This is a genomic window from Exiguobacterium sp. KKBO11 (genome assembly GCF_001644945.1).
In the GTDB taxonomy this organism is placed as follows: domain Bacteria; phylum Bacillota; class Bacilli; order Exiguobacteriales; family Exiguobacteriaceae; genus Exiguobacterium_A; species Exiguobacterium_A abrahamii.
Map to the genome: position 1 here is coordinate 142863 of NZ_LUCU01000033.1, position 11913 is coordinate 154775.

The following is an 11913-nucleotide window of genomic DNA, read 5'->3' on the forward strand; positions in this document are numbered from 1 at the left end:
AGTCAGTCCATTTGTCTACAATCTGGAATGGATTCGAAGTACATCGAATCCGTTTTTTTCTTGCATGTAAGCAGAAGGTGCATCAGACGAAAAAATCGTGTACGCTAAACGATGAGGTGATAGAAGTGAAACCAGTAAAGTACCCGGTGTCATTACGACAAGTGACGACGATCGAAGATGGTCCGATGCATGAATCGGTCGAACTTGAGGCGGACGGCACGTTGTTCGAAACAAAAGACGGTTTTGCCGTGAAGTTCGTTCAGCCGGATGAACAACCGATCGATACGACGATCAAATGGTCAAAAGACCAGATCGCTTTGAATCGCAAAGGTCCTGTTGCGATGCATCACGTCTTCATTTTAGGAGAGACGACCAAAAGCCAGTACGGCAGTCAATTCGGTCAGATGTTGATGGAAACGGACACGGAGACGATTGAGATGAAACGGCAGCAGATGCAGTTTCGCTATACATTAAAGATGAATGGACAAGCAGTCGGTACGTATACGATTGATTTAACTTGGGAACGGAGTGAGACGAATGGCATTTGAACAAACAGTACGTCAAATGGAGCAGATGTTGGAAGAGGAATGGTTTGAATGGCTCGAAAACGATGAGCCGCGTTATAACGAATGGCGTGATCAACTCGAAGGACTCGCAGAGCAGGTCATCACGGAATACAATCCGAAGGTCGACCCGGAGTCCATCGATACGTTACTTTTAATCAATGAAGAATTACCTGTCTTATACGGTGAAGATACCGTCATGCTGTATACAGCACTCTTGAAAGCACGTCAGGAAGACGATCAAGTATACGAGCGTTACTTGACGATTCTTGGTGCGTTCGCGGACGAACAGCATCCAGCAATCCGTGAAGTCGAAAAGTTAGTCGCGAAAAAGGACTATAAAAACGCCTTCGCACGTGCAGTCCGTCTGCCACAGTCGCTCGGTTTAGAATAAACAATCAGTGGACCATCTTGTTTTAGACAAGGTGGTCTTTTTAGGAGGAAGCGCCATGTATCCACTCTATCGAATCATCGTCGCGATCATCCGCAAGGGCGATCAACTGCTCGTCGTCCATAATCAATCAGGTCAGGAGAAGCGCTGGAGCTTACCCGGTGGACAGATTGAGTCTGGAGAGACACTCGAGCAAGCACTGCGTCGCGAGGTGGAAGAAGAAACCGGCTTGACGGTCACATCGTCGTCGTTTGCGTTCTTAACGGAGAACTTCATGCCGACCTATCGAGCGCACAGCCTCGTGACTTATTTTGATTGCGAAGTGAGTGGTGTACTTGATCCAAATGATCCCGATGAAGAAATCATTGAGACGAAGTGGATCGATCAAACGGAGTTAGCGGAGTACATCACGAGTGAAGACGTCCGTCTTCCGTTATCGGCATATTTAGAAGAACAGCACAAAGGCTATTACATGTTTGAAGAGATGAAGTGGTAACTCGGCTGTCATCATTTCTTTACATTCCTTAAAGCGGTCTCCATCGTTCATTTACATTCGCTCGGTATGATGAAACCATCATCGGGAACAGGGAGGAAACACAAATGAACAAGAAATGGATGGCGACAGGTATTCTCGGTACAGTGCTTATGACGGGAGTTGCGGGCTATACATATGAATCGGCTCAGCCAGTCGAGGCAAAACAAAACACGAAACAAGCGAAGGTTAAAAATGTCATCTTCATGATCCCGGACGGTTATTCGGCTGCCTATGCAACGAATTATCGCTGGTATCAAGGAGGCGAGGAGACGGAACTCGACGATCACTTAAAAGGAATGATGCGGACGTATTCGGCAAACACGAAAGTGACCGATTCAGCAGCTGCCGGAACGGCGATGGCAACAGGAACAAAAACAAACAACGGAACAATCGGTATGGATCCAAGTGGAAAAGAAGTAGCGTCTATTCTTGATCGGGCGGATCAAGCAGGCAAAGCAACAGGACTTGTCTCGACATCAGCCATCACCCATGCGACACCAGCTGTTTTTGCATCGCACGTCGCAACGCGTGCGAATGAAGCGGACATCGCGAAACAATACATGGATGAAATGAAAGTCGACGTCTTACTGGGTGGCGGTCAGAAGTTCTTTTTTGATCAAAAGAATGGTGGCGTTCAAGAGGCTGGTAATCTAGTGAAGAAAGCAGAACGAGCAGGATACCAGTATGCGGATTCACTCGAAAGTCTGAATGAGACGGATGGTCGTAAAGTTCTTGGATTGTTTGCAGAAGAAGGAATGGCACCAGAACTGGACCGGGAAAACACGAATCAACCGAGTCTTGCGACGATGACATCGAAAGCCCTGCAAACATTGAAGAAAGACCGCGATGGCTTCTTCTTGATGGTAGAAGGAAGTCAGATCGACTGGGCGGGTCACGCGCATGATGCTGCTTGGGCGATGAAGGATGCAGAAGCGTTCCACCAGGCTGTCGAAAAAGTGCTTCGTTTTGCTGCAAAAGATAAACATACTTTAGTCGTCGTTGCCGGTGACCATGATACAGGTGGTATGTCAGTCGGTGGATACGATGAGTACGTAGCGAAACCGGAAGTCTTGAAAAACGTCAAGGCGACGGGAGATGAGATGGTTCGTCAGTTCAACGACGACTTATCGAACATCGCAACTGTCGTCAAACGAGAAACGACGTTTGATTTGACGGCTGAAGAAATTCAGACGTTGCAAAAAGTGGATGCGAAGAAACGCGTCATGACATTGAATGAGATGATCAGTAAACGAGCGTATGTCGGCTGGACGACTGCCGTGCATACAGGTGTTGACGTTCCGCTCTACGCGTACGGTCCACAAAGCGAACAGTTCAGTGGATTGCATGAAAATACGGACATCCCTGGTCTGATGGCCAATGCGATGAAATTAAAAAAATGACTTATCGGATGTGATTAAATCAAGCGGTGGATGATCCACTGCTTGATTTTTTTTGAGTACTTATCTGCTTCTGTGACACAGTAAAAACTAAATGAAAAAAATGAATGAATAGCCATTCATTATATGCTATACTCATTTCAACACAACTGCTTTAGGGGGAAAGGGGTTTGTTCGAACATGAATACGTTTTTACTCATTAACTGGATTGCCTTCCTACTCGTCATCGGCTATGCGGGCTATCTGTTCACGTCACTCGTCAAAAGTCGTTATGCCGCCATTAAACGGGGGAAAAAGGCGGAATGGACACTGACGAACAAAGAACGACTGGACGCGGTCTTAGTCAACGTTTTCGGTCAAAAGAAATTATTAAAGGATAAGAAAAGTGGCGCTATCCACGTCATGATGTTCTACGGCTTCTTACTTGTTCAATTCGGAGCGATCGATTTTATCTGGAAAGGACTCGCCGTCGGTCAGCGTTTCCCGCACGTCCCACTCGGTCCGCTTTATCCGATTTTTACATTCTTCCAAGAAATCGTCATGCTCGTCATCTTGATTGCCGTCGTTTGGGGATTTTATCGCCGGTACGTCGAGAAACTCGTCCGCTTGAAACGAAACTTCATGGCAGGTCTTGCGTTGATCTTCATCGGTGGTTTGATGGTCGCCGTCCTGTTCGGAAATGGATTCTTCCTTGTCTATGAGAATCATTCGACGCTCGGTGAACCGGTTGCTTCAAGCATCGCGTTCTTATTCAGTTGGGTGCCGGAATCAATTGCGTTCGGACTATTCGTTTTCTTCTGGTGGGCGCACTTACTGTTCTTACTTAGCTTCATGGTCTATATCCCGCAAGGTAAACATGCACACTTGATTGCCGGTACAGCCAATGTTTGGCTCGGTCGAACATCGAAAGTCGGGCGTTTGGCGCCGATTGATCTATCGGTCATGGAAGAGGCAGAAGACGACGAAGCGGAATTTAGCTTCGGGGTCAACCGAATCGAAGATTTCAATCAGAAACAGCTCGTTGATCTGTATGCTTGCGTCGAGTGTGGACGCTGTACGAATATGTGCCCAGCGAGCGGAACGGGGAAGATGCTGTCGCCGATGGATTTGATCGTTAAATTACGGGACCATCTCAACATGAAAACGGCAGCAATCACTCAACGTTCGCCATGGGCACCTGCCTTTGCGTTTGAAGGATCGCAAGGCAACCAAATCGCTTCACTGGCAGCAGCCGGACAGATGGATATCGTTCCGGATTCATTGATTGGGAATGTCATTACGGAAGAAGAAATCTGGGCGTGTACGACTTGTCGGAACTGTGAAGATCAGTGTCCGGTCATGAACGAACATGTCGATAAGATCATCGATCTTCGTCGTCACCTTGTCATGATGGAAGGCAAGATGGATCCGGAGATGCAACGGACGATGGCGAACATCGAACGTCAAGGTAATCCGTGGGGGATGAACCGGAAAGAACGCGAAAACTGGCGGAAAAACCGGGATGAACTCGTCGTTCCGACAGCAAAGGAGAAGAAAAAAGCGGGCGAAGACTTCGAGTACCTGTTCTGGGTTGGTGCGATGGGATCGTACGATAACCGAAGTCAAAAAATCGCGATGGCGTTTGCGCGTATTCTAAACGAGGCAGACATCTCGTTTGCGATTCTAGGAAACGATGAGAAAAACTCAGGAGATACACCGCGCCGGATCGGGAACGAAGTTTTGTTCCAGGAACTCGCGGAAGCAAACATTAAATCATTTGAAAAGTATGGCGTCAAAAAGATCGTCACGATTGATCCGCATGCCTACAATACATTTAAAAACGAGTATCCAGACTTCGGACTTAGTCCGGACGTTGAAGTGTATCACCATACTGAATTGCTCGCACGACTGATTGACGAGAAACGCATCACACCGCTCCATGAAGTCAAGGAGCGTGTCGTCTATCACGATTCGTGTTATCTCGGTCGTTACAATGATATTTACGACGCACCACGTTATATTCTCGAGAAGATTCCAGGCATCACGCTCGTCGAGACGGAACGCAACCGGGAAAAAGGGATGTGTTGCGGTGCTGGTGGCGGCATGATGTGGCAAGAAGAAAAAGTCGGCGCACGCGTCAACGTCGCACGGACGGAACAATTGTTGACGGTCCAACCGTCTGTCATTGGGTCAGCATGTCCGTACTGTCTGACGATGCTCAGTGACGGCACGAAGGCGAAGGAAGTCGACGAGGCGGTTGCTACGTACGATGTCGTTGAATTACTGGAACGGTCGATCGTCGGTGTACCAGTCGAAGAACCTGTCGCAACCGTATGAAAAAGTGAGATGAAACGATTATTCTCGTGCGAACGGGAGTAGTCGTTTTTTTTCTCTAAAAAAGCGCGACGTTTTACTGTATGGTTTTGACATGATAAGATAAAAGAACTAGCTATGGAAAGGAGGTGAGAATCTTTTGGGAAGGCGTTACTTCGAATCGGTCAGGTCGCGGAGACCACCGGCTTATCAAAACGAACGATCGATTATTACACATCACTCGGTCTGTTAACACCAGAGCGTACTGCGTCTGGCTACCGTCTGTATGACGAATCGGTCATTCATCAAATCGAAAAGATTGAATATTTGAAGTCTCAACGGCTTTCCCTGCAAGAGATTCTTGCTTCTTTTACGGAACGGGAACAAAAAACAGGGGAGACGATTTATCAGGAAGTGAAACAACTTCAGGCGACGGTTGAAGGACTCGAGCAGCGTTTGTTACATTCGACGGATGTCGAAAAACAAGCGATCCGCTTAGAACTGTCCCGGCGTCTGACATTGATTGCTTCCTTGATTGCACAGCTTTAATACAAAACAATGGAGGTGACCCCTGTTTAGGGGATTTTGGATACTATATTATTCATCAATTTATTTTTAGTGGTCTTGTTGATTGCGTTGACGGCGTTTTTCGTCGGATCGGAATTTGCTGTCGTTAAGGTTCGGATGTCGCGTTTGGATCAAATGATTCAAGAAGGAAACAAAAGTGCCGTCCTTGCGAAAAAAATCGCGGGCGATCTCGACTACTACTTGTCTGCCTGTCAGCTTGGTATCACGGTCACGGCACTTGGTCTTGGGGCACTTGGTGAACCAACCGTTGAAAAGATCTTGCATCCTGTTTTCGACGACTTCGGAATCTCTGCTGCTGTTTCGACACTCTTGTCGTTCGGTATCGCATTCGTATCCGTAACGTTCTTACACGTCGTCATCGGTGAACTCGCTCCGAAGACGCTTGCGATTCAGTATGCAGAACGCATGACATTGTTGTTCGCCCGTCCACTTTATGTGTTCGGTAAAATCATGTACCCATTCATTTGGTTACTCAACGGTTCAGCGCGCTTATTCCTCGGTCTGTTCGGTGTCAAACCAGCAGGGCACGAACAAGCCCACTCGGAAGATGAATTGAAAATCATCATGGCGCAAAGTTTCCAAAGTGGTGAAATCAACCAAACGGAACTTGCCCTCATGCAAAACGTCTTTGCGTTTGATGAGCACATCGTCAAAGATTTGATGGTTCCGCGGATGCGGATGGAGACGATCTCGGAACGTTTGACGAAAAATGAACTGATGGAAATCTTCATGGATAATCCGTACACGCGTTACCCGGTCACAGAAGAAAATGATAAAGACCGGATTCTCGGATACGTCAACGTCAAGGAAGTCTTGACGGATTATGCGAACGGGAATGAGCATCCGGTAACGCATTATATCAAGGATTTACCGGTTGTTTCGGAAGTGACGTCGCTTCAAGAGACACTTCGCAAGATGAAACGGACCCGGACCCATCTCGTTCTCGTCGTCGACGAATACGGTGGAACGGCAGGCCTCGTCTCGATGGAAGACTTACTCGAAGAAATCGTCGGTGAAATCCGTGATGAATTCGACGCAGATGAAGTCGAAGAAATCGAACAGGTCAAATCGGACGAGTTCTTGCTCGACGGTACAGTCTTGCTCGCTGACCTGGAAGAACGTTTCAACATTCGCTTTACGAATGTCGAAGATGTCGATACGATCGGTGGCTGGATTCAGATGCACAACATCGATCTTCAGCCAGGTGAGCATATCGACACACCAGACTTCTCCGTCGAAGTGATGGAGATGGAAAACTATCAAATCAACCGCGTCAAGATTTGGTTGCATCCAGCTGAACAAGCAGAAGCATAAAATGGTCGGTTCCTCATGGAGGAACCGGCTTTTTTTTCATCGCATCAGTCAAAAAATCAAGAATGGACGGATTGTGCGAACTTTCGGCAGTCATGATAGGAGAATGCAGAGAGGAGCGGGAATGTAATCTACAGCTACTTTATTGTTAAATCGCGTCCTATGAAACGAGGAGGTATTCCGTGCTCGAGCAGATTCCATTCTTACTGAGTCGTTTAGGTATGTTAGCACTGTTAGCCTTTTTATTGTCCCAGTGGCGCATTTCCCGATACATATTCAAGATGGACCGCGGAATGAATCTTCCACTGCTGTTTGCATTCGTGTCATCCGGTATTTTAATGAACTACGCAGGAATTGAACTTTCGCAAGATACGACGATTGATCCGTTACTCGGATTAGCCGTCGAAAAGGATGCCCTATTGCTCGATACCCGACTCGCTGTCATCGTGACGAGCGGATTGATTGGTGGACCAGTGATCGGCGGCATCACGGGATGTATAGTCGGTCTACACCGCTACGTACTTGGTTCGTTAGGGGCAGAAGCAGGTTGGATCATCGCAATGCTCGCTGGACTTGCGAGCGGTTGGTATCGAAAACGCTGGCGTTTGCATGATGGTTATGCGCTCGTTCCACCGATCGGTATCGTATTGACGGCATTATTGTTCGAAAGTGGGATTACGTTATTACTTGCCCCCGATACGGCAGAAGCGCTTGATTTGATGAGCCGTGCTGCTTTTCCGTTACTGTTCGCGAACATATGTGGGGTCGTACTGTTCATCATGATCTTACGGACACAACTACGACTCGAAGGCGATCTCTTCGTCCGCCAGACCGAGCGTTCCGATCGTCTATTGCAAGCGTTACAACCTTTACGAAAGCAGGGATTGACTTCGGAAGTCGCGCGGCAGATTGGAGCGACGTTATTGAAGGAAACGAAGATGCAACGGATCGTCGTGCTCGGGGCGACAGAGGTCGTCATCGATATGACGGACCAGCAACCAGCAGTCTGTGGCGAGCAACCGAGACGTGAGGAACAACGATGGATCGAAGCAGAAGAACCCGTCCGACAGGAAGACGAGCAGACGGGACAAATTCTCAGTTTTCATCCGATGCGCATTAACGGTCAAAAGGCAGGTGTCATCTGTTACTTTTCGAAAGACTTATTTGACGACACTGTCGAGCGGATGACGGAACAACTCGTCCGTTTATTAGCACGAGAGCTACACATGCACCGAGAAGATCAGTTGCTCCGATTAAGTGGGAGAAAGATGAAACCGATGTTACATGTCAGCTATCTAAAAGGTATCATCGAAGAAATCCAGCGGACAGCTGATCCGGGAACTCCTGTGAAACATCAATTGAATGCCCTGCTTCAACTTTTGACGGCAGCGACGCGGCATGATGAACATCCACTACGCGAGGAACTGGCGACCCTGAAGGCCTATTTATCACTAGAAGGAACACGGCGTCGCCCGAATCAACTGACCTCCGCCGATATCACGGTCGATCTTGATATCGAGACCGCTGTTGAAGAATACTTCGTCTTTCCATTCCTTGTGACGCAGCTTGTCGATAATGCACTGCGTCATGCGTTCGTAAAGGCAGGACGACATCACCGGATTGATGTCCGTGCCTTTAGGGCGACGACGGACTGGGTCATCGAAGTCACGGATAATGGACAAGGGATGCCGCTTGCCGTGATGCAACAACTGAATCAACAGGAAGCGGGAGATTCGAACCTGTTCCTGATTCGACGCGCATTAGACGTGACATACGGTCTGACTGCAACATTACACGTCCACTCGATCATCCATCAAGGAACTCGGATCGAAGTGCGATTACCTCTCCCGTCTCTTTAACAACAGTGGTCTTTTGCCATTGTTGTTTTTTTGTCTCGTTCCGAGGGTAAATACGAAAACAGGAAAATGTATCGTACAGGAGGAAGCAGATGATGATTACGACAACAGAAGTGGGACAACTAGGTGATCAGTCCTTGTTACGATTCACGTTACAGAATGTGCATGGGCATAGTATCGATATCTTGAACCGAGGCGCAAAAATTCTTGCCATCCGGGTTCCGGATCAACATGGAATGATCGAAAATGTCGTACTCGCGTTTGACGACCTATCAGAATATCAGGATGATCCGCATCACTTAGGCGCCACGATCGGACGCGTCGGCGGAAGAATTGCGAATGGCGCATTCGCGTTGGAAGGGATGACGTACGTTCTTGAGCAAAATGAGGGTGAACATCACCTCCATGGAGGAAGCGAAAATTGGGCGAACCGGATGTTCACACACGAAATCAACGACGACAAACTTGTTCTACGTTTAGATAGTCCGAGTGGTGAGAACGGCTATCCGGGTCACTTGTCGTTCACGCTGACGTTCGAATGGACGGATGAGAACGTCCTGCATATTCATTATGAAGCGGAGACGACAGCTTCGACACCATTCAGTCCGACGAATCATACGTACTTTAACTTGACGGGTGAAGCAAAAACGACGATTGAACAGCATCTGTTACGAATGGATGCACCTTTTTATGTTCCGTTGACAAAAGATGCGGTACCGACCGGTGACATTCTCCCGGTAACAGACACCGTCTTTGATTTTTCGGAAGCTCGTCCGCTACATGAAGTGACACACGCACCAGACGAAGAGTTGCGTCAAGCAGGTAGTGGTGTCGATCACCCCTTTTTACTCAGAGAGGGTGGGGAAATCGTTCTCGACGAACCAATCAGTGGTAGACGTTTGCGCGTCGTGACGGATCAACCGGGAGTTGTCGTTTACACTGCTAATCACTTGTCAGGCGAGTTTACGATTTGTGGAAGACGAGCAACGCCATACCTTGGCATCTGTTTTGAGACACAAGGGTTGCCGGATGCGATCAACCAACCGAATTTTCCTTCCGTCGTCTTACATGCCGGCAAACACTATCATAAGCGCACATCGTTTCATTTTCAGATGATGTCATGACGTTTCTTGCGATTTCCACTTCTGTATATGGTAGGATAAAGCGAGAAGAATCTAACGGAGGCTAAGGAAAATGACTAAAATAGCATGGGTGACCGATAGTATGGCCTATTTCACGAAGGAAGAGGCAGAAGCGATCGGCGTCAATGTCGTACCGATTCAAATCTTACTCGGTGATACGGCGTATCAAGAGAATGCGATCACGGTCGAACGACTGTTCCGTGCCCTAGATGCGGACAAAAAGCTGATTGCCAAAACATCACAACCAATTTTTGGAGAGTTCGTCGGAACATACGAACGCTTGAAAGAAGAAGGCTATGACTGTGCGATTGCAGTGCACTGTACGAATGGATTATCGAGTACCGTCCAAAGTTCAGCATCAGCAGCGGAAGCAGCCAGCTTCCCCGTTCACATCATCGACTCTCATACGGCGTTTGAGAACCAGCAGGAATTCATTCGTTACGGGATGGAGCTTGCGGCACAGGGGAAATCCGTCGAGGAAATCGTCGCTGCTTTACAAGCATTGACGAAAAAGACCCATTTCTATATGATCGTCGGTAATATGGAGACGATGCGCCGGGGTGGACGTGTCTCATCAGGAGATCTGTTCCTTGCGAACTTGCTTAGCATCAAACCGATCATCACGACGGATGAAGCCGGAAAAATCGTGCCATTCAAAAAAGCACGTTCTTTAAAGAAAGCTTACATCGAGATGGTCAAACAAATCGACGAATCGATGCGTCAGCACACGTTCTACAAGAACCGGATTTATGTCGCGACGACGATGGCACCGGAAATGGCAGCGGAACTGCGGCAACAAGTCGCAGCGAAGTTCCCGGATTTGACGATTCTCGAAGGCACGTTCGGACCAGCGATCGGGACGCATGCCGGAGCAGAGACGGTTGGTCTATTCTGGATGAATGATTAAACTAAAACGGATACGACAAGAGGCGACGGATTTTTCCGTCGCCTCTTGTTTCGTTCAAGCTGTAAGTGTGATTCCAAGGAAAGCTGCAAGAATTCCGAAACCGTAGCTCGAGATGAGATAGAGGGTGAGCACTTTACGATTTCCGTCCTGAAATAGCTGCAATGTCTCGATTTTAAACGTTGAGAATGTCGTAAATGATCCGAGGAAGCCGGTACCTAAGAGTAACGTCCATGTCGTATCGAGATGCGCCCCGATGACGAGTCCAAGTAAAAATGAACCGAGTACGTTAATCAGGAACGTCGCCAGTGGAAATTCGCGTTTCCAAAACGTCTTCATCCATTGACTGACGGCAAAACGACTGATGGCACCACAAAAAGCACCGATGGCAAGAGCGAGTAGCGTCATTCACTCACGTCCTTTCGTCACGTGACGCAGTCGTCGTGTTCCGAGCGCGTAACCGACATAAGACAGGAATAGACCGCCGAATAGGCTGACGAGTACATAGAGGAACGCGTCCGCTAAATGACGTTCGTTGAGTAAGGTCACGGTCTCGACGCTGAATGTCGAAAACGTCGTAAATGAGCCGATGAAACCCGTGCCGATGGCTGTGATCGCATATTGATGTAAGAGTTTCGTTCGAAATAAAAAGTGTGTCGCATAGCCGAGAAGAAAACTCCCGATCAAGTTGATGACAAGCGTTGGCCACGGGAAAGGACCAGTCGTCAAGTCGCTAATCAGCAGTCCGAGCCCATAACGCGCAGAGGCACCCAGTACCCCCGCGAAACCAACGAGTACATACAGCATATGAATCCTCTTTTCTGAAAAAAGTCTACGTTAACCGTACTCCCGCTCTCAAGAAAGCGTCAAGAAAAAAAGTCACGCGAGGGACTTAACGATTGAATTCTTTCTGCCGATGAACAACTGTATGACT

General features: G+C 48.0%; 12 protein-coding genes. 10 read left to right on the plus strand and 2 right to left on the minus strand.

Features of this window, described 5'->3' with window-relative positions; genetic code table 11:
- Positions 1–125 precede the first annotated feature (125 nt).
- From AYO36_RS11765 to AYO36_RS11810, 10 genes are all read left to right on the plus strand, one after another.
- Positions 126–548: a YwiB family protein gene (locus tag AYO36_RS11765; protein ID WP_231884711.1), complete on the plus strand. Its 423-nt coding sequence runs from the start codon at positions 126–128 to the stop codon at positions 546–548.
- A complete protein-coding gene (locus AYO36_RS11770; protein WP_050677289.1) occupies positions 538–957 on the plus strand; it encodes a hypothetical protein in 420 nt (139 codons plus the stop codon). Before AYO36_RS11765 ends, AYO36_RS11770 begins: the two co-directional genes overlap by 11 nt.
- A 55-nt stretch (positions 958–1012) precedes the next feature.
- Positions 1013–1450, plus strand: a complete 438-nt coding sequence (locus AYO36_RS11775) for an NUDIX domain-containing protein (protein WP_064300521.1) — start codon at positions 1013–1015, stop codon at positions 1448–1450.
- Positions 1451–1554: 104 nt separating this feature from the next.
- Complete coding sequence (locus tag AYO36_RS11780; RefSeq protein ID WP_064300522.1) at positions 1555–2889, plus strand: alkaline phosphatase; 1335 nt, start codon at positions 1555–1557, stop codon at positions 2887–2889.
- Positions 2890–3066: 177 nt separating this feature from the next.
- Positions 3067–5202: a (Fe-S)-binding protein gene (locus tag AYO36_RS11785; RefSeq protein WP_064300523.1), complete on the plus strand. Its 2136-nt coding sequence runs from the start codon at positions 3067–3069 to the stop codon at positions 5200–5202.
- A 156-nt stretch (positions 5203–5358) separates the two neighbouring features.
- Positions 5359–5727: a MerR family transcriptional regulator gene (locus AYO36_RS17130; protein WP_035399153.1), complete on the plus strand. Its 369-nt coding sequence runs from the start codon at positions 5359–5361 to the stop codon at positions 5725–5727.
- 36 nt (positions 5728–5763) lie between these two features.
- Complete coding sequence (locus AYO36_RS11795) at positions 5764–7080, plus strand: hemolysin family protein (RefSeq protein WP_064300524.1); 1317 nt, start codon at positions 5764–5766, stop codon at positions 7078–7080.
- Between the two features lie 179 nt (positions 7081–7259).
- Positions 7260–8936, plus strand: a complete 1677-nt coding sequence (locus tag AYO36_RS11800) for a LytS/YhcK type 5TM receptor domain-containing protein (RefSeq protein WP_064300525.1) — start codon at positions 7260–7262, stop codon at positions 8934–8936.
- Positions 8937–9025: 89 nt separating this feature from the next.
- Complete coding sequence (locus tag AYO36_RS11805; RefSeq protein WP_050678898.1) at positions 9026–10057, plus strand: aldose epimerase family protein; 1032 nt, start codon at positions 9026–9028, stop codon at positions 10055–10057.
- A gap of 70 nt (positions 10058–10127) precedes the next feature.
- Positions 10128–10982: a DegV family protein gene (locus AYO36_RS11810; RefSeq protein ID WP_058265493.1), complete on the plus strand. Its 855-nt coding sequence runs from the start codon at positions 10128–10130 to the stop codon at positions 10980–10982.
- 54 nt (positions 10983–11036) lie between these two features.
- Here the strand turns inward: AYO36_RS11810 and crcB (AYO36_RS11815) are convergent, their stop codons facing one another.
- Together crcB (AYO36_RS11815) and crcB (AYO36_RS11820) are read right to left on the minus strand one after the other, a co-directional pair.
- Positions 11037–11387: a fluoride efflux transporter CrcB gene (gene crcB / locus AYO36_RS11815; RefSeq protein ID WP_064300526.1), complete on the minus strand. Its 351-nt coding sequence runs from the start codon at positions 11385–11387 to the stop codon at positions 11037–11039.
- Positions 11388–11786, minus strand: coding sequence for a fluoride efflux transporter CrcB (gene crcB, locus AYO36_RS11820; protein ID WP_064300527.1), 399 nt, complete (start codon positions 11784–11786; stop codon positions 11388–11390).
- Positions 11787–11913: the final 127 nt, after the last annotated feature.